16 protein-coding genes are annotated in these 17839 nt (G+C 73.1%); 10 read left to right on the top strand and 6 right to left on the bottom strand.

What is annotated here, in order from left to right; all coding sequences use genetic code 11:
• Window positions 1-36 precede the first annotated feature (36 nt).
• Entirely contained in the window at window positions 37-1545 is a 1509-nt protein-coding gene (trpE, locus tag BLV24_RS02475) for an anthranilate synthase component I (protein ID WP_092679545.1), read from the top strand.
• 37 nt (window positions 1546-1582) lie between these two features.
• Here trpE and BLV24_RS02470 read toward each other — a convergent pair whose 3' ends face one another.
• Both BLV24_RS02470 and BLV24_RS21865 read right to left on the bottom strand, forming a co-directional pair.
• Window positions 1583-3001 carry a hypothetical protein gene (locus tag BLV24_RS02470; protein WP_143040191.1) on the bottom strand — a complete coding sequence of 473 codons (1419 nt, stop codon included), beginning with the start codon at window positions 2999-3001 and terminating at the stop codon, window positions 1583-1585.
• A 13-nt stretch (window positions 3002-3014) separates the two neighbouring features.
• Window positions 3015-3338 carry a hypothetical protein gene (locus BLV24_RS21865; RefSeq protein ID WP_092679543.1) on the bottom strand — a complete coding sequence of 108 codons (324 nt, stop codon included), beginning with the start codon at window positions 3336-3338 and terminating at the stop codon, window positions 3015-3017.
• Window positions 3339-3591: 253 nt separating this feature from the next.
• Between BLV24_RS21865 and BLV24_RS02460 the strand changes: the two genes are divergently transcribed.
• The 3 genes from BLV24_RS02460 (at window position 3592) to BLV24_RS02450 (ending at window position 6259) form a co-directional block, all read left to right on the top strand.
• Window positions 3592-4242, top strand: a complete 651-nt coding sequence (locus BLV24_RS02460) for an anthranilate synthase component II (RefSeq protein ID WP_092679542.1) — start codon at window positions 3592-3594, stop codon at window positions 4240-4242.
• Window positions 4242-5255 (top strand): anthranilate phosphoribosyltransferase, encoded by a 1014-nt coding sequence (trpD, locus tag BLV24_RS02455; RefSeq protein WP_092679541.1) that lies wholly within the window; start codon window positions 4242-4244, stop codon window positions 5253-5255. The genes BLV24_RS02460 and trpD overlap by 1 nt, the downstream gene beginning before the upstream one ends.
• A 284-nt stretch (window positions 5256-5539) precedes the next feature.
• The gene (locus tag BLV24_RS02450; RefSeq protein ID WP_092679540.1) at window positions 5540-6259 is read left to right on the top strand and encodes a dienelactone hydrolase family protein; all 720 of its coding nucleotides are present in this window, start codon (window positions 5540-5542) and stop codon (window positions 6257-6259) included.
• A 177-nt stretch (window positions 6260-6436) separates the two neighbouring features.
• Here BLV24_RS02450 and BLV24_RS02445 read toward each other — a convergent pair whose 3' ends face one another.
• Complete coding sequence (locus tag BLV24_RS02445; protein ID WP_092679539.1) at window positions 6437-6958, bottom strand: hypothetical protein; 522 nt, start codon at window positions 6956-6958, stop codon at window positions 6437-6439.
• 192 nt (window positions 6959-7150) lie between these two features.
• Between BLV24_RS02445 and trpC the strand changes: the two genes are divergently transcribed.
• From trpC to lexA, 4 genes are all read left to right on the top strand, one after another.
• Window positions 7151-7960: an indole-3-glycerol phosphate synthase TrpC gene (gene trpC / locus BLV24_RS02440; RefSeq protein ID WP_092679538.1), complete on the top strand. Its 810-nt coding sequence runs from the start codon at window positions 7151-7153 to the stop codon at window positions 7958-7960.
• Window positions 7961-8042: 82 nt separating this feature from the next.
• On the top strand, window positions 8043-8516 hold the full coding sequence (moaC, locus tag BLV24_RS02435; RefSeq protein ID WP_092679537.1) for a cyclic pyranopterin monophosphate synthase MoaC: 474 nt from the start codon (window positions 8043-8045) through the stop codon (window positions 8514-8516).
• A gap of 20 nt (window positions 8517-8536) precedes the next feature.
• The gene (locus tag BLV24_RS02430; protein ID WP_092680230.1) at window positions 8537-9733 is read left to right on the top strand and encodes a molybdopterin molybdotransferase MoeA; all 1197 of its coding nucleotides are present in this window, start codon (window positions 8537-8539) and stop codon (window positions 9731-9733) included.
• Window positions 9734-9889: 156 nt separating this feature from the next.
• A complete protein-coding gene (gene lexA, locus BLV24_RS02425; protein WP_092679536.1) occupies window positions 9890-10597 on the top strand; it encodes a transcriptional repressor LexA in 708 nt (235 codons plus the stop codon).
• 483 nt (window positions 10598-11080) lie between these two features.
• Here lexA and BLV24_RS02420 read toward each other — a convergent pair whose 3' ends face one another.
• Window positions 11081-13228, bottom strand: coding sequence for a ComEC/Rec2 family competence protein (locus BLV24_RS02420; protein ID WP_176954596.1), 2148 nt, complete (start codon window positions 13226-13228; stop codon window positions 11081-11083).
• A gap of 88 nt (window positions 13229-13316) precedes the next feature.
• Here BLV24_RS02420 and gltX point away from each other — a divergent pair, with 88 nt between their 5' ends.
• Both gltX and gltA read left to right on the top strand, forming a co-directional pair.
• On the top strand, window positions 13317-14774 hold the full coding sequence (gltX, locus tag BLV24_RS02415; RefSeq protein ID WP_092679534.1) for a glutamate--tRNA ligase: 1458 nt from the start codon (window positions 13317-13319) through the stop codon (window positions 14772-14774).
• Window positions 14775-14872: 98 nt separating this feature from the next.
• Entirely contained in the window at window positions 14873-16168 is a 1296-nt protein-coding gene (gene gltA, locus BLV24_RS02410; RefSeq protein WP_092679533.1) for a citrate synthase, read from the top strand.
• A 91-nt stretch (window positions 16169-16259) separates the two neighbouring features.
• Here the strand turns inward: gltA and BLV24_RS02405 are convergent, their stop codons facing one another.
• Together BLV24_RS02405 and lpxB are read right to left on the bottom strand one after the other, a co-directional pair.
• Window positions 16260-16481 carry a hypothetical protein gene (locus BLV24_RS02405; RefSeq protein ID WP_143040190.1) on the bottom strand — a complete coding sequence of 74 codons (222 nt, stop codon included), beginning with the start codon at window positions 16479-16481 and terminating at the stop codon, window positions 16260-16262.
• Between the two features lie 145 nt (window positions 16482-16626).
• A complete protein-coding gene (lpxB, locus tag BLV24_RS02400; RefSeq protein ID WP_092679531.1) occupies window positions 16627-17826 on the bottom strand; it encodes a lipid-A-disaccharide synthase in 1200 nt (399 codons plus the stop codon).
• Window positions 17827-17839 lie beyond the last annotated feature (13 nt).

The following is a 17839-nucleotide window of genomic DNA, read 5'->3' as shown; positions in this document are numbered from 1 at the left end:
ACCGCCCCCAAGGCCCCGCCCGCCGAGGCAATTCCGATGCAGATCCTTCCCGATTTCGCCACGTTCGAGGCCGGCTTCGCGGCCGGACGCTCCCAGGCCGTCCACTGCACCATTCCGGCGGATCTCGACACGCCGGTGTCGCTGATGCTGAAGCTGACCCAGGCGCGCCGGGACAGCTTCATGCTGGAGAGCGTGACCGGCGGCGACACCCGCGGCCGCTATTCCTTCATCGGCTTCAAGCCCGACCTGATCTGGCGCTGCCGAGGGGACCGGGCGGAGATCAACCGCTCGGCCCGCTGGGATTCGGACGCGTTCGAGCATGACCCCCGCCCGGTGCTGGAAAGCCTCCGCGCCGCGCTGGAGGAAAGCCGGATCGAGCTGCCCCGCGGCCTGCCGCCGGGGATGGCCGGGCTGTTCGGCTATCTCGGCTATGACATGGTCCGCCATGTGGAGCGCCTGCCCGAGCCCAACGCCGACCCGCTGGGCCTGCCCGACGCGGTGATGATGCGCCCGACCATCGTGGCGGCGGTGGATTCGGTGAAGGACGAGGTGACCTTCGTGACCCCGGTGCGCGCCGGCACGGGAGAGACCGCGCGCGCCGCCTACGCCCGCGCGGCGGAGCGGCTGTCGGACGCGGTCATGGACCTCGACCGCGCGCCCTCCGAGGCCCGCGCCGACGGCGATCCGGCGCCGGCGCCCGAGCAGGTCTCCAACACCAGCTTCGAGCGCTACCTGGAAGTGGTCGCCAGGGCCAAGGAATACATCCTTTCGGGCGACATCTTCCAGGTCGTGCCCTCGCAGCGCTGGACGGTGGATTTCCCCGCGCCGCCCTTCGCGCTTTACCGGGCTTTGCGGCGCACCAACCCCTCGCCCTACATGTTCTACTTCAATTTCGGCGACTTCCAGGTGGTCGGCGCCAGCCCCGAGATCCTGGTCCGGGTGCGCGACGGCACGGTCACCATCCGCCCCATCGCCGGCACCCGCCCCCGCGGCGAGACGCCGGAGGAGGACGACCGGCTGGAAGCCGAGCTGCTCGCCGATCCCAAGGAGCGGGCGGAGCACCTGATGCTTCTCGACCTGGGCCGCAACGACGTGGGCCGGGTGGCGGAGATCGGCACCGTCGTCCCCACCGCCACCTATACGGTGGAGCGCTATTCCCACGTCATGCACATCGTCTCCAATGTCGAGGGCAAGCTGCGCGGGGACATGGACGCGCTGGGCGCCCTGCTCGCCGGCCTGCCGGCGGGCACCGTCTCGGGCGCGCCGAAGGTCCGGGCGATGGAGATCATCGACGAGCTGGAGCCGGAAAAGCGCGGGGTCTACGCGGGCGGGGTCGGCTATATCTCCGCCGCGGACGAGATGGACATGTGCATCGCCCTGCGCACCGCGGTGGTCAAGGACGGCAAGATGTATGTCCAGGCCGGCGGCGGCGTGGTGCATGACAGCGACCCCGAGGCCGAATTCCAGGAAACGGTGAACAAGGCCCGCGCCCTGATGAAGGCCGCCGAGGAAGCCGGCCGCTTCGACGACCGCCGCAACCGCTGACCACCGGCAGGGGGGACGGCGGGCGGGGCGACGAGCGTCAGCTCGAGCGCCCGTCCCGGCGTCCCCCCAAGCAGGCCTCGACGATCATCGCGGCCAGCATCAGGATCAGCGGCTCGACGGTCCAGCGCATCCGCGCCTGCTCGGCGCCGTTGAACAGATGCGCCATGCCCTCCTCCGCCGCGATCATCACGATCAACGCCAGCGCCAGCCCATGGCTCGCGCCGAACCGGCCCGAGGCCAGCGCCCCGACCGCGCCCAGCGCGATGGCCGCATACCAGGCGAAGGTCGGCCAGCCGCCCAGCACGGCGGCGCTCATGTCCTGGCGCCACGCGCCCGCATCCTGCGCCCGCGCCGCATCGGGGATCGGCAGCCGCTCCCATCCCAGCGGGCGATACTGCGCGTATTCATAGGGCCACAGCCGGTGCGAGGCCTCGACCGCCCCCGCCCGCCCCCACAACCAGGACCACGGCGCCTCCGCGATCGCCGCGACCGAGGCGTCGAGGCATGCGCGCGAACGCCACGCCGCCTCCGGCAGATGCAGCGCCTTGTGGCCGATACCGGGATGGATCGCGTCTATTTCCTTGATGGCGGTGGAGAATGCGCAGCGGGCGCGGTCCTCGCGCGCCAGGCCGCGGACCGTCTGCGCCAGGTTCATCCCGCCCCAGGTCCCGCCGGCGAAGAGCCCGTAATCCGCCTGATTGCGGATCGCAGGCGCCCCCGCCGCCAGCCCGAAAACCACCAGCAGCGCCAGTCCCGCCGGCCGCGTCACCACCCGCCGCGCCCCCGCCAGCCAGGCGCAGAGCGCGGCCAGCGGCAGAAAGGCCGGATGAAACAGGCTCCAGGTCAGGCACAGCGCCGCCGTCAGCGCATAGAGCGCCGCCAGCGGCCAGAGGCGCGCGCCGTCCCGCGCCAGCGCCGCCAGCGCCAGCCCGATCCCGGCCGCCAGCGCCATGGTGAGGTGGGCGTAAAGCGGAAACAGCTCGAAGAACGCCGCCGAGGGGCCCAGCGCCAGCAGATACGCCGCGCCCCAGGCCAGCCAGGGCCGCGCCCCCGCCAGCCCCAGCCCGGCGCGGACCATCACGGCGGAGAGCAGGGTCAACCCCATGAAGCTCCACTGAAAGCCGCTTGCGACGCAGAACAGGTCGCCCCCGCAGACCCGCGCCGCCGCCCCCAGCACCCCGTTCCACAAGGGCGGCTGCGAGCGCAGACCGCCCAGCGCGCCCCAATAATCCTCCCTCAGCGCCGACAGCGGCAGATGCTGCCACAGGCCGGCGATGGCGGTGGGGTCGGGGGATACGCCGAGCGCGTGGATCGCCAGCCGCTCCGCCGCGAAAAGCGCGAGGAGAAGGGCGAAGGCCGGAAGGTCGAGGCGACCAAAGGGTCCGGGCCCGGCCGGCGGTTCAGCCGGCCGGGACTCGACGCCGGAGCCGTCTGCGGGACGCCCGACCATGCTCAAGCGCGGGGCCGGCTCATTCCGTCGCGGCGGGGGCGGGCGCGGCGGGCGCGGCGGCGGCGGGGGTCTCGCTCGACGTGGGCGCCGGCGTGGTGCTCTCGGCCGGCGCCGCGTCCGCGTTCGGAGTCGCGCCCGTGTTCGTGGTCGGGGCCGTGTTCGTGGTCGGGGCCGGCGTCGGGCTGGGGGTCGCGCTCGGCGTGGGGGCGGGCTCGGCCGCGGCCGGCGCGGGGGCCGAGGCGGGGGCCGGGGCGGGCTCGGGCGCCGGCATCGGGAACATGACCGCCGCGACCATGGCGGCGATGGCGGCCAGCAGGAAACCGAAAATCAGTCCGCGCAGCATGAAAGCTCCTCCTGGCCGCGGGCGGATCGGGTCCGCGGCGGCCGCATGTCCGGGTCTCCGCGCCGCGGGGCCTTTTCCAGCCCCCGCGCGGCGCCCGCCCGCCTTGACGGGCGCGCGGGCTTCGCCGCATGTATAGCCGCCGCGGGCCCGGGCTGGCCAGAACGCAGCGCAGGCCGCGCCGCGACGTCGCCCCCGCCCTCCGCCCCGCGCCTTCCCGCGCGCCGGCGGCGTCACAATCAAGGAGGTCCGGGACATGCTGCTGCTGATCGACAATTACGACAGCTTCACCTGGAACCTCGTGCATTACGTGGGCGAGCTCGGCGTCCAGGCGAAGGTCATCCGCAACGACGACATGACCGCCGCCGCGGCGATGGCGCTGAACCCCTCGGCCGTGCTGCTTTCGCCCGGGCCCTGCGACCCGGACCGCGCCGGCATCTGCCTCGACATGGTCGCCGCCTGCGCCGACGCCGCCCTGCCGCTGTTCGGCGTCTGCCTCGGCCACCAGACCATCGGCCAGGCCTTCGGCGGGCGGGTGATCCGCTGCCACGAGGTGCTGCACGGCAAGACCTCGGTCATCGGGCATGAGAACAAGGGCGTCTTCGCCGGCCTGCCGCAGGCCTTCACCGCGACCCGCTACCATTCGCTGGTGGTGGAGCGGGAGACCCTGCCCGACGCCCTCGAGATCACCGCCGACACCTCGTCCGGCGTGATCATGGGCCTGCAGCACCGGACCCTGCCGATCCACGGGGTGCAGTTCCACCCCGAGTCGATCGCGACCGAGCATGGTCACCGCCTGGTCGGCAATTTCCTGGTCGCCGCCGGGCTGATGGACCCCGCCGCCCTGCCCCCCGCCTGGGGCGTGCCCACCGGCCCGGCGCAGGCCCGGATGGAGGCGCTGGCCTGATGTCGGATGCGCTCAAACCGCTGATCAACAAGGCCGCCGACGCCCCCCTGAGCCGCGCCGAGGCCGAGGCCGCCTTCGACGCCATCATGTCCGGCGAGGCCACGCCCGCCCAGATGGGCGGCTTCCTGATGGCCCTGCGCGCGCGGGGCGAGACGGTGGACGAGATCGCCGCCGCCACCGCCGTGATGCGCGCCAAGATGACCCGCGTGCGGGCGCCCGAAGGGGCGATCGACATCGTGGGCACCGGGGGCGACGGCAAGGGCACGCTCAACATCTCCACCGCCGCGGCGCTGGTCGTGGCGGGGGCGGGCGTGCCGGTGGCCAAGCATGGCAACCGCAACCTGTCGTCCAGGTCGGGCTCCGCCGACGCGCTGTCGGTGATCGGGGTCAACGTCATGGTCCCCGCCGAGATCGCGCAGAAGGCGCTGGACGAGGCCGGGATCGCCTTCATGATGGCCCCGATGCACCACCCCGCCATGCGCTTCGTGGGGCCGGCGCGGGCGGAACTCGGCGCCCGGACGGTGTTCAACCTGCTCGGGCCGATGACCAACCCGGCGGGCGTGACGCGCCAGCTCACCGGCGCCTTTTCGGCGGCCTGGCTGCGCCCGATGGCCGAGGTCCTGGGCGCGCTCGGGACCGAACGCGCCTGGCTGGTGCATGGCTCGGACGGGACCGACGAGATCTCCATCGCCGGGACCACCGCCGCGGTGGAGACCCGTGACGGCGCCCTGCGCGACTTCGAGATCCATCCCGAGGACGCGGGCCTGCCCGTCCACCCGTTCGAGGCCATCGAGGGCGGCGCCCCGGAGGCCAACGGCGCCGCCCTCAAGGCGCTGCTCGACGGCGCGCCGGGGGCCTATCGCGACGCGGTGCTGCTGAACGCGGCCGCGGGGCTGGTGGTGGCAGGCGCGGCCTCGGATCTCAAGGAAGGCGCCGCCATGGCGGCCGAGGCCATCGACGCCGGCCGCGCCCGCGCCAAGGCCGAGGCGCTGGCCCGCATCACCTCCGGCTGAGCCGGGACCGGGCCGGGGTCCGACCTGGCCACGCGACGGTCGCATATGCCCCCGTCGCCGTGCGGGGGGGCGCGGGGGACGGATCCGTTTCGGTCCGAGTCGTCGCCCTCGACGCTGCGCCTGGCCGGGCCGGGGGACGGACGCGGGGACGCGCTGCGGCGCATAGGGTCCCGGCGCGGCGGATCCGGGCGCCTCAGGGGGATCAGGGGGAATCGCCTTCCCAATCCTCCCCGCATCGGTTTCCCTGCCGGCTGATCCGGAAAACACCGCAGGGAGCCCCGCCCATGACCGCCATCGCCACCCGAGACTTCGACTATGCCGACGGCGCGACCGCCTGCCGGGGTTGGCTGTGCCTGCCCGAGGGGCTCTCGGCCCCCGCTCCCGCCGTGCTGATGGCCCCGGCCTTCCAGGGAGTGATTCCCGGCATGAAGGCCAATGCCGAGAAGCTCGCCGCCACGGGCCGGCCGGTGCTGCTGCTCGACCCCTACGGGGTGGAGGAGATGGCGAAGGACGTCGACCCCATGGTGCGGATGCAGGGCATGGTCGCGGATCGCGCGGGGTTGCGGGCGCGGCTGCTGGCGGCGCTCGACGCGTTCAAGGCGCTGCCGGAGATCGACGCGGGCCGGATCGCCGCCGCGGGCTACTGCTTCGGCGGGCTCTGCGCGCTGGATCTGGCGCGGGCGGCGCCCGAGGGGCTGGTGGGCGCGGTGTCGCTGCACGGCGTGTTCACGCCGAACCCCCTGCCGGCGAACCCGATCTCGGCCAAGGTTCTGGTGCTGCATGGCTGGGACGATCCCCTGGCCACGCCGGACACGGTGCTGGCCCTGGCGACGGAGCTGACCGAGGCCGGAGCGGACTGGCAGATCCACGCCTATGGCCAGACGGTCCACGCCTTCACCACGCCGGGGGCGAACACGCCCGGACGGGCGATGTATTCGCCCGACGCCGACCGGCGCTCCTTTCAGGCGATGGGGAACTTTCTGGGCGAGGTGCTGGACGCCTGAGCCGGGCGCCGCGTCGAGGGCGCGCCGGTGGGACCGGGGCGCCCGCGGCGCGCGGAACCGAAGCCGCGGGATGGCGACGGCCGCGGCAGGCGACCGGGCCGCACGCGACCGGGCGAAGCGCCGCGCGGGCGCAACGCGGCCGCCCGCGGGCCGGGCGACGCGCGGCTTCGGGCGGGGTCAGCCGCGCTCCGCGATGATGCGGGCGATGCGCTCGGCGTCCTTCTCGGGGGTCAGCCAGCGCCCGCGCTCCATGATCTCGAGCGTGTATTCCCGATAGGTCAGCCCGCATTCCGCGGCGTATTTGACCCGGCGCCGCAGCACCTCGGGATGCGGCGGCTTCCAGGCCTCGGCCTTGGCCTTGCGCCAGGCGAAGAGCGCGAAGCCCCCGGTCAGCGGCGGCCCCTGGTTATGCCCGGAAGAGGCCGGCGCCCGCGGCGTGCGCGGCGGCGGCGAGAAGGCCGCCCGCGCCGCGGCGCTGCGCTGACCCGGTTGCAAGGGCGAGGGACGCAGGACGCCCGATGCGCCGCGGGAGGGCGAGGTCTTCGGCGCCTCCGCCCCGGCCTCGGCGCCCGGTCCGCCCGGCCCGGACCTGCCCCCGACGCCCCCGGAGCCCCCGACGCCCGCGGAGCCGGGTCCGCGCAGCCTGCGGGTCCCGGTCTGGCCAGGTTCCAGCGGCGTGGGGCGGCGGGCGCCGCTCATCGGGTTTCGGTCCTCGAGGTCATGCCGCCTTTCTGGCCTCGCGCGTCCCTTTCCGCCCGTGGCCATGTCGTCGCATCCCCTCGCGGAACCTCCCCGCCGCCGCCGCTTCCCCGCCGCGAAAAAAGGCCGTTTCCGCCCCACCGGCGCCAGCCCGTTCTTCCAAATCGTCCCGGCCCGCGTTAACACCCCTGCATGACCGACATTCTCGACCGCATCCGCGCCTACAAGCTCGACGAGATCGCCGCCGGAAAGGCGGCGCGGCCGCTCGCCGCCGTCGAGGAAGCCGCGCGCCGCGCCGAAGCCCCCCGCGGCTTCGTCAACGCCCTGCGCCGCAAGCATGAGCTTGGCGACTACGCGCTGATCGCCGAGATCAAGAAAGCCAGCCCCTCCAAGGGCCTGATCCGGGAGGACTTCGATCCGCCCGCGCTGGCCCGCGCCTACAGCTATGGCGGCGCCGCCTGCCTGTCGGTGCTGACCGACGGCCCCTCCTTCCAGGGCGCGCCCGAGTTCCTGGAGGCCGCCCGCGACGCCGTCGCCCTGCCCTGCCTGCGCAAGGATTTCCTCTACGACCCGTGGCAGGTCGTCGAATCCCGCGCGCTCGGGGCGGACTGCATCCTGATCATCCTCGCCGCCGTCTCCGACGACCAGGCGCTGGAGCTTGAGGACGCCGCCATCGCCTGGGGCATGGACGCGCTGATCGAGGTCCATGACGCCGAGGAGATGGAGCGCGCCCACAAGCTGAACTCGCCCCTGATCGGGATCAACAACCGCGACCTGCGCACGTTCGAAACCCGGCTGGAGACCACCGAAGCGCTGGCCGAATCCGCGCCGGCGGATTGCGTGCTGGTGTCCGAATCCGGGCTGTTCGCGCCGGCCGACCTCGCCCGCATGTCCCGCGCCGGGGCCCGCACCTTCCTGATCGGCGAAAGCCTGATGCGCCAGGGCGACGTCGCCGGGGCCACCAAGGCGCTGCTGGCCGACCCGGTCGCCTCGGGCGCATGACCCGCCCGGTCTCGATGGCCGGCGGCTGAGCCGCCCGGCCGCGGCCCTCTCCCTTCCCCGCCTTCCGGAGGCACGGACCCCGATGTCCCTCACCCATTTCGACGCCAAGGGCGACGCGCAGATGGTCGACGTCTCCGACAAGGCGGAGACCGCCCGCACCGCCACCGCCCGCGGCGCGGTGGTCATGGCGCCCGAGACGCTGGCCCTGATCCAGGCCGGCCAGGCCGCCAAGGGCGACGTGCTCGCGGTCGCCCGGCTCGCCGGCATCATGGGGGCCAAGCGCACCGCCGACCTGATCCCGCTCTGCCATCCGCTGCCCGTCACCAAGGTCACCGTGGACCTCGTCTGCGCGCCCGACACCAACCGGGTGGAGATCGAGGCCACCGTGCGCACCACCGGCCGCACGGGGGTGGAGATGGAGGCGCTGACCGCCGTCTCCGTCGCCCAGCTCACCGTCTACGACATGGTCAAGGCGGTGGACCGGGGCATGCGCCTGACCGACACCCGCGTGGTGTTGAAGGAGGGCGGCAAGTCCGGCCGCTGGGAAGCCGAGTGAGCGACGCGCCCAAGGCGCCGCTGCTGCCGGTCCCCGAGGCGCTGGCCCGCCTGATCGCGCTGATGCCGCTCATGGGGACCGAGGAGGTTCCGCTGACCCGGGCCGCGGGCCGCGTGCTGGCCTCCGACGCCGTGGCGCGCCGCACCCAGCCGCCCTTCGCCGCCTCCGCCATGGACGGCTACGCCCTGCGGGACGCGGGGCTGGCGCCGGGGGCCGAGTACCGCGTGATCGGCGAGGCGCAGGCCGGCCGCGGCTTCGCCGGCGCGGTGGGCCCGGGCGAGGCGGTGCGCATCTTCACCGGCGCTCCCGTCCCCGAAGGCGCCGACAGGGTGCTGATCCAGGAAGACGCGGAGACGCCGGCGCCGGGCCGCATCCGGGTCCGCGAGGGGTTCGACGACGCCCGCCATATCCGCCCCGCCGGCGGCGATTTCTCCGAGGGCGACCGGCTGACCGCGCCCCGCCGCCTGACCTCGCGCGATGTGGCGCTGCTGGCGGCGATGAACCTGCCCCGGGTCGAGGTCCGCCGCCGCCCCGTCATCGCCCTGATCGCCACGGGCGACGAGCTGGTGGAACCGGGAGAGACCCCCGGCCCCGATCAGATCGTGTCCTCCAACACTTACGGGCTGCACGCGATGCTGGCGGCCCTTGGCGCCGATCCGCGGATGCTGCCGATCGCGCGTGACACGATGCACAGCCTCGCCGCCGCCTTCGACGCCGCGGAGGCCGCGGGCGCCGACCTGGTGGTGACGCTGGGCGGGGCCTCGGTTGGGGATCATGACCTCGTGGGCCGCGCGGCGGGAGCGGCCGGCATGGCGCTCGATTTCTGGCGCATCGCCATGCGGCCGGGCAAGCCGCTGATGGCGGGGCTGATGCGTGGGCGCCCGATGGTCGGGCTGCCGGGCAACCCGGTCTCGGCCATCGTCTGCGGGCATGTCTTCCTGCGCCCGGCGCTCGACGCCATGCTGGGGCTGCCGGCCGGGCCGCTGGAGCGGGAGACGGCGCGGCTGGCCGCCCCCGTCGTGGCCAATGGCGGGCGCGAGCACTACGCCCGCGCCGTGCTGGGCCGCGGCGCGGACGGCGCCCTCTCCGTCCGCGTGCTGGAGCGTCAGGACAGCTCCCTGCTCTCGGTTCTGGCCGAGGCGGACGCGCTCGCGGTGTTGCCCGCGGGCGCGCCTGAAATGCCGGCCGGGGCCGCGGTGGAGATCCTGCGGCTCTGACGGTTTACGCCCTGGACGCGCGCGGAAAACCGGGGCGGAACACGAACGCGTTGACACAAAACAAGAACGTTAGTAGAACTTGACGGCAAGATACCCGTCGGTCGCGAAAGGCTCGCGCGCCGGTGCCACGCAGGAAGCGGAGGGGTTCGCGCCGTCATGCTCACCAGGAAACAGCTCGATCTTCTGCGCTTCATCCATGAGCGCGTGCAGGTCGACGGGGTGTCGCCCTCTTTCGATGAGATGAAGGAGGCTCTGGACCTCCGCTCCAAGTCCGGGATTCACCGCCTGATCACGGCGCTGGAGGAACGCGGCTTCATCCGCCGGCTGGCGCATCGCGCCCGGGCGATCGAGATCGTGAAGCTGCCCGAAAGCCTTGGCGGCGCGGCGGAGCCCGCCCCCGGCTTCCGCCCCCGGGTGATCGAAGGCGCGCGCCCCGCGCCCGCCGCCGCCTCCGCCATTCCGGGTTACGAGCCGGAGGCCGCGGCCTCGGTGCCGCTGATGGGCCGGATCGCGGCGGGCGTGCCGATCTCCGCCATACAGCACCAGGAGCGTATGGTCGGCGTGCCCGGCGGCATGATCGGCCGCGGCGGGGAGCATTACGCGCTGGAGGTCAAGGGCGACTCGATGGTCGACGCCGGCATCCATGACGGCGATCTCGTGGTGGTGGAGCGGTGCGACACCGCCAGCAACGGCGACATCGTCGTGGCGCTGGTGGAGGAGGAGGAAGCGACCCTCAAGCGCCTCCGCCGCCAGAACGGCATGATCGCGCTGGAGGCCGCCAACCCGCTCTACGAAACGCGCCTGTTCCGGGAGGATCAGGTGACGGTGCAGGGCCGGCTGGTCGGCCTGATCCGCACCTACTGACGGCGCCGCGCCCCCGGGGAGACCCGGGCCGCGCGCCTCTGCGGATCGAGGCGTCGGCCCTGACGCGGCCCCGTGAAACGTCCCCGTCTCGGCGCCTCCGGCGACCGTGGCGTCCTTTGCTGAAAACGCCTCGCCGGCGGCGCGCAGGACCGGCGCCCCCTGTCGGGGCGCCGGTCCTGCGCGCCGCCGCGCGGTGGACACTCCCTTTCCCTGTCGAATGCGTGGCGCGAAGCCCGGCCGGATCGGCGGCCGTCCGGCTATGCCCGGATCGTCCCGCAGACGTCGGCTCGATGGTCGGTCAGCCGTGCGGAGATGCGGTCCGCGCCCCTGCGCCTGCCCCCGCCGTCCCGCGCCGCTCGCCATCCGCGCCGCCCTCGCCGCGCGCCGCGGGCGCCGCGTCGCCACCAGCGCGCGCGAGACGCGGCGCCTGCGACGAGCTGTCAGCCAACGCGCCTTCGGACATCGGGGGCCCCCGTCGCGGGCTCAGCGTCCGACAGCGCCCCAGGGGCGGTCGATGGCATCGGTCAACGCGCCGCGGATGCGCACCGTGTCCCCTTCGGGCGTCACCGACAGCGCGCCCAGCCGGTCCAGCGCGGCCCGGTCGAAGCTCAGGCACGGCCCCACCCCGGGCTGCCGCGCCGCCGGCGCCACCAGCACCGTGCGCGGGACGCAGGCCGCCGCCATCCGATCCGGCCGCACCAGCCCCTCCAGCAGCACCAGCCGCCAGCCGTTGGACAACTCGGCCGAGGCCTGCTTGGCCGCCCGATCCACGCCCGGCCGCACCGCGGCTTCGGCCTGGTCGGCCGCATCGCCGTCATTGGCCAGCCAGGTCTCGATCACGTAGCCCGCGCCCCGCGCCCGGTCCACGGCCCGGCCAAGGTCGCCCATCACGCCGATCGCCACGCCGTCAGGCGCCACCAGCGCCTCCGGCCGGGTGGCTCCGAACGTCCACAGGGCCAGCCCCGCGCAGGCCGCGACGGCCCCGGCCCAGCGCAGCGGCGTGCGCCAGATCGCGAGCCACAGCCCCCCGAACGCCACCAGCCCCATCGCCCCCGCCGGAGCTTCCGGCACCGGCCGCACCGCGCCGGGCATCCCCGCCGCCCAGGCCGCGACGTCGAGGATGAACCCGATCCCCCAGCCCATCGGAACCAGCGCGAGGGATTGCAGCCCGAACGGCGCCAGCACCGCCGAGAGCGCGCCGAACGGCGCCACCCAGAAGGCCATCACCGGCGCCGCCGCCAGGTTCGCGGGCAGGCCCCAGGTGGTCAGCCGGTTGAAGCTCGCCGCCGCGAAGGGCGCCGTCGCCATCCCCGCCACCAGCGAGGTCAGCAGCAGCCCCGCCCCCCACAACGCCAGGCGGCGCGGCCAGACCCGGCGTTCGGACCCGCGGTCGAGCCTCAGCCAGCCGCCCTCCCGCACGCCCTCGTAGATCGCCACCAGCGCCAGCGTGGCGGCGAAGGACATCTGGAATCCCGCGCCCATCAGGCTTTCGGGCCGCACCAGCAGAATCGCCAGCGCCGCCGCCGCCAGCGCCCGCATGGAGATCGCCGGCCGGTCGATCATCACCGCGATCAGCGCCGCCGCCGCCATGGCGAAGGCGCGCTGCGTGGCGACCGAGGCGCCCGACAGCACCAGATAGGCCAGCGCCGCCGCAAGCGCCGCCCCCGCCGCCGCCTTCTTGGCCGGGATCCGCACCGCCAGCCCCGGCGCCGCCGCGATGGCCAGCCGCGCCGCGGCGAAGGCCAGCCCGGCCAGCAGCCCCATATGCAGCCCGGAGATCGCCAGCAGATGCGCGAGGTTGGAATCGCGCAGGTCCTGCAGCTCATCCCGCCGCACCTCGGAACGGACGCCGGTCAGGATCGCCGCGGCGAACGCGCCCTCGCGTCCCGGCAGCGCTTCGAGAATGCCCTCGGTCATCGCGCCGCGGGTCTGCTCCAGCCAGGCCGACAGCCGGGTGATCGTCCCCTCGTCGGCCTCCGCCGTCCCCGCGGTTTCGGCATTGGCGCCGACCAGCGGCCCGCGGGCGAAGCCGATGGCGCCCAGCCCCTCGAACCAGGCGTGGCGGCGGAAATCGAAGCCCCCAGGCTCCACCGGCCCCAGCGGCGGCCCCAGCCGGGCGAAGACCTCGATACGCTCTCCCAGCCGCACGGGGCGGGCGAAGTCGCCTTCCAGCAAGGTGATGCGGGCGGTGGCGGGCGTCTGTTCGGGCGGCAGGCCGTAGACCACGAGATCGGCGAGCGTCACCCGCCGCCGGTCGGCGCGCGAGCGGGCGACCTCGATCACCCGGCCCTGGAGAGTGGCGTCGATCGGCGCCGACAGCACCGGCGCCGCCACCACCTGGCTGCGCAGGGCCGAAGACGCGAACCCCGCCGCCACCAGCGCCGCGGCCAGCGCCAGCGCCGGCGGCGCCCGCCCGGCCAGCGCCAGCGGCAGCGCCGCCGCCGGCCCCGCCACGGCCAGCGCCACCAGCCAGTTGGACGGCTCGGCGGCCAGGGCGAAATAGATCCACACCCCCAGCGCCACCAGAACCGGCGCCCAGAGCGGGGCGCGCCGGCGCTCGGCCTCGACCAGGCGCGCCCATGCCTCGCCCGCCCCCGCCCGCATGAACCGGGCGAGGCGGAGACGTCGCATAGGGCGACGGGCGTCGGATGGCTTGTCCTGCGGGCGGGCGATTGTCATAACGGCGCCGACCTTAAAGGAATTCGGACCGCGATCCACCATGAGCCCATCCGACGCAAGCCCCGCCCCCGCCGCCAACGGCCCCGAGGCCGCACGACCCGGACAGGTGGTGACGCGCTTCGCCCCCTCGCCGACCGGCTATCTGCATATCGGAGGCGCGCGCACCGCGCTCTTCAACTGGCTGTTCGCCCGAGGCCAGGGGGGCAAGTTCCTCCTGCGCGTCGAGGACACCGACCGCGTCCGCTACACGCCCGAGGCCGCCCAGGCGATTCTCGACGGGCTGAGCTGGCTCGGCCTCGACTGGGACGGCGACGCCGTCAGCCAGTTCGAGCGCGTGCCCCGGCACAGGCAAGCCGCCCAGGCCCTGCTCGACGCCGGCGCCGCCTATCGCTGCTGGTCCTCGAAGGAGGAGATCGACGCCGCCCGCGAGGCCGCCAAGGCCGAGGGACGCCCGCCGATGTTCGTCTCGCCCTGGCGCGACCGCACCGACGGCGACCCGGCCGAGCCCCATGTGGTGCGCCTGCGCGCCCCGCGCGAGGGCGAGGTTTCGGTCGACGACGCGGTTCAGGGCCGGGTGACCTGGAAGGCCGACCAGATGGACGACCTGATCCTTCTGCGCTCGGACGGGACGCCGACCTACATGCTGGCGGTGGTGGTCGACGACCATGACATGGGCGTGACCCACGTGATCCGCGGCGACGACCACCTGACCAACGCCGCCCGGCAGAGCCTGATCTACAAGGGCCTGGGCTGGGACGTGCCGGTCTTCGCCCATATCCCCCTGATCCACGGGCCGGACGGCGCGAAGCTCAGCAAGCGCCACGGCGCGCTGGGGGTCGAGGCCTATCGCGACATGGGCTACCTGCCGGAGGGGCTGCGCAACTACCTCGCGCGGCTGGGCTGGAGCCATGGCGACGACGAATTCTTCACCGACGCCCAGGCCCAGTCCTGGTTCGCGCTGGAGGACATCAACAAATCCGCCGCCCGCATCGACTTCGTGAAGATGGAGCATCTGAACGGCCAGCACATGCGCGCCGCCACCGACGCCCGCCTTCTGGAGGCGGTGAAGGCGCTTTTCGCAGCGCAGCAAAAGCCCCTGCCCGACGCCGATCGCATGTCGACTTTCGCCGCCGCCATGCCCGGCCTGAAGGACCGCGCCAAGACCCTCAACGAATTGACGGACATGGCGTATTATATTTTCGCGAACCGTCCGCTGGACTTCGACGCCAAGGCCGCCGGCCTGCTGAAGGGGGACGCCGGGCCCATGCTGGCGCGATTGACTTCGCAACTGCGGAACCATAGCGTCTGGGATGAAGACGCCCTTCAGCAAGCGGTAAGAGATTTCGCGGAGCAAGAGGGCCTGAAGCTCGGCAAGGTGGCTCAGCCCCTGCGCGCCGCGCTGACGGGCCGGGCCGTCTCTCCCAGCGTGTTCGACGTCATGTCGACCCTGGGACGGGACGAATGCCTCGCACGACTTGACGACGTCTCCGCCACCTGACGGAGACGCATAGTCGCCGGGTCCCCCCCACACCGGGACCCGGCGCCGGTCCAAAACGCGCCGCGCCAGCCGGGCGCGCGCCATAAGGGGAGACGACCTTGGCCAAGGATACCGGACGCAAAGCCACCCTCGCGCTAGACGGCAAGAACTACGATTTCCCGATCTACTCGGGCACGCTGGGGCCGGATGTCGTGGACATCGGCAAGCTCTACGCGCAGGCCGACGTTTTCACTTTCGACCCGGGCTTCACCTCCACCGGGTCCTGCGAATCCGCGATCACCTTCATCGACGGCGACAAGGGCGAGCTGCTGTATCGCGGCTACCCGATCGACCAGCTCGCCGAGAAGTCGCATTATCTCGAAGTCTGCTACCTCCTGCTTTACGGCGAGCTTCCGACCGTCGCGCAGATGGAGGACTTCGAGGGCCGCGTCACGAAGCACACCATGCTTCATGAGCAGATGAAGAACTTCTATTCCGGCTTCCGCCGCGACGCGCACCCGATGGCGGTGGTCTGCGGCGTGGTCGGCGCGATGTCGGCCTTCTACCACGACAGCACCGACATCAACGATCCCTGGCAGCGCGAAGTGGCGACCATCCGCCTGATCGCCAAGCTGCCGACGATCGTCGCCTGGGCGTTCAAATACGCCAACGGCCAGCCGATGGTCTATCCGCGCAACGACCTGTCCTACGCCGAGAACTTCCTGCACATGTGCTTCGCGGTGCCGGCCGAGACCTATGAGGTCTCGCCGATCCTGTCGAAGGCCATGGACCGGATCTTCACCCTGCACGCGGATCACGAGCAGAACGCCTCCACCTCCACGGTGCGTCTGGCCGGCTCCTCGGGCGCCAACCCGTTCGCCTGCATCGCGGCCGGCGTGGCCTGCCTGTGGGGTCCCGCCCATGGCGGCGCCAACCAGGCCTGCCTCGAAATGCTGCGTGAGATCGGGTCCGTCGACAAGGTCGGCGAGGCCGTGGCCCGCGCCAAGGACAAGAACGATCCCTTCCGCCTCATGGGCTTCGGCCACCGGGTCTACAAGAACTTCGACCCGCGCGCGAAGGTGATGAAGGAGTCCTGCGACGAGGTGCTCGGCCTGCTGGGCATCGAGGACAACGAGACGCTGAAGGTCGCCAAGGAGCTGGAGCGGATCGCGCTGGAGGACGAGTACTTCATCGAGAAGAAGCTCTACCCCAACGTCGATTTCTACTCGGGCATCATCCTGGAGGCGATGGGCTTCCCGACTTCGATGTTCACCCCGATCTTCGCGCTGTCGCGGACCGTCGGCTGGATCTCGCAGTGGAAGGAGATGGTCGAGGAATCCTCGCGCATCGGCCGTCCCCGCCAGCTCTACACCGGCCCGACCGCCCGCGATTACACGGACGTCGCCGCGCGCTGATCCGCGCGTCCCGGCTGAAAACGGAAACGCCCCCCGCATCGCGGGGGGCGTTTTTCGTGGCCGGGCGGCGCGGCGCGCCTGCCTTCGGCGGTCAGGTGGCGACGGTGTAGACCACCGCGATGGCGGCCATCGCCACCACCGCCAGCACGGCGGAGTTGCGCAGCACCCGCCACACGCCGTTGGCCTCGGCGTTGGCGCCGCCGATGGTCGAGGGATCGTTCGGATCGCTCATCTCGGTCTTGAGCATCTCGGGCGTCTCCGAGGCGCGCGCTTCGGCGTTCTTCGGGTCGGCGTTTTCGGTCGGTCGGCTCATGTCGGCCTCCTTTCCATGGGTCGGGTCGGCGGCGCAGATGCGCTCGCCGTCCCCCATTCACATGGTCCGAAGTCCCGCGATCTCAATACACGCGGTCGTCAGAAACAATCCGTTCAGCCGTCCGGGCGGGTCCGGCCACGCCGCGTCACCCCTTCGCCCCGCCCCGCTCCAGCGCCGCGAGGACGGAGCGCGCCGCAAGCGTCGAGGGCGGCGCGCCGTGCCGGCCGAGCATCGCCAACGCCTCGTCCTCGGCCGCGCGCTGGGCGGCGGCGGCGGCGGGGTCGCTCAGCAGGCGGACGACCTCGGCGGCGACCGTCTCGGGGATCAGCGCGTCCTGGATGTATTCGGGGATCGGGCGGGATTTCAGCAGCAGGTTGACCAGCGTGGCGCTGTCGATGCGGACCATGCGCTTGACGATGAAGGCGGTCAGCGGATGCACACGGTAGGCGATGACCTGCGGCGCGCCCATGGCCGCAAGCTCCAGCGACACGGTGCCGGAGGCCGCGAGCGCCGTGTCGCAGGCGGCGAAACAGGCGAACTTGCGCGCTTCCGCCGCCGCCGGGTCCATGCCGCGGGGGTCGAGCACGACGGCGGGGATCGGCCAGTCCCGGGCGGCCGCCTCGACCATGTCGGCGACGCCGGCGGCGGCCGGGATCACCGCGCGCAGACCGGGGACCTGGGCGGCCACGCGCGCCACCACGTCGCCGAAGGGCGCCGCAAGCCGGGAGACCTCGCCCCGCCGGCTGCCGGGCAGCACGCAGAGCAAGGGCGCGTCACCGGCCCCGATCTCCGCGCGGAAGGCGGCGCAGGCGGCGGCGTCCGGAACCGGCAGCCGCGCGGCGGGATGGCCCACGAAATCGCAGGTCATCCCGGCTTCGGTCATGTAGGGCGGCTCGAAGGGCAGCAGCGCGAGCACATGGTCCACATAGGCCGCCATCTCCTTCGCCCGGCCCGGTTTCCAGGCCCAGACGGAGGGGGCGACGTAATGGGTCATCACCGTGCCGGGCAGCGCCTTGCGGGCCTTGCGGGCCACGCGCAGGCCGAAACCGGGGCTGTCGATGGTGATGAGCAGGTCCGGGCGGGCCTCGGTCAGCGCCGCGGCGGTCTCACGGATCCGGCGCAGGATCAGGCGGAGCCGGGGCAGCACCTCGGCGATGCCCATGACCGCGAGATCGGTGGCCGGGAAGAGCGAGCGCAGGCCCTCCGCCTCCATCAGTTCGCCGCCGACGCCCATGACCTCGACCTCGCGGCCGGCTTCCTCGCGCAGCGCCCGGATGAGCGGCGCGCCCAGCCGGTCGCCGGAGGCCTCGCCGGCGATCAGAAAGACGCGGAGCGGACGGGTCATGACGGAGCCCTCC

It is taken from the genome of Albimonas donghaensis, from assembly GCF_900106695.1.
Classification (GTDB): domain Bacteria; phylum Pseudomonadota; class Alphaproteobacteria; order Rhodobacterales; family Rhodobacteraceae; genus Albimonas; species Albimonas donghaensis.
Note: the sequence above shows the minus strand (reverse complement) of the source record. Positions and strands in the feature narration are given on the sequence as shown.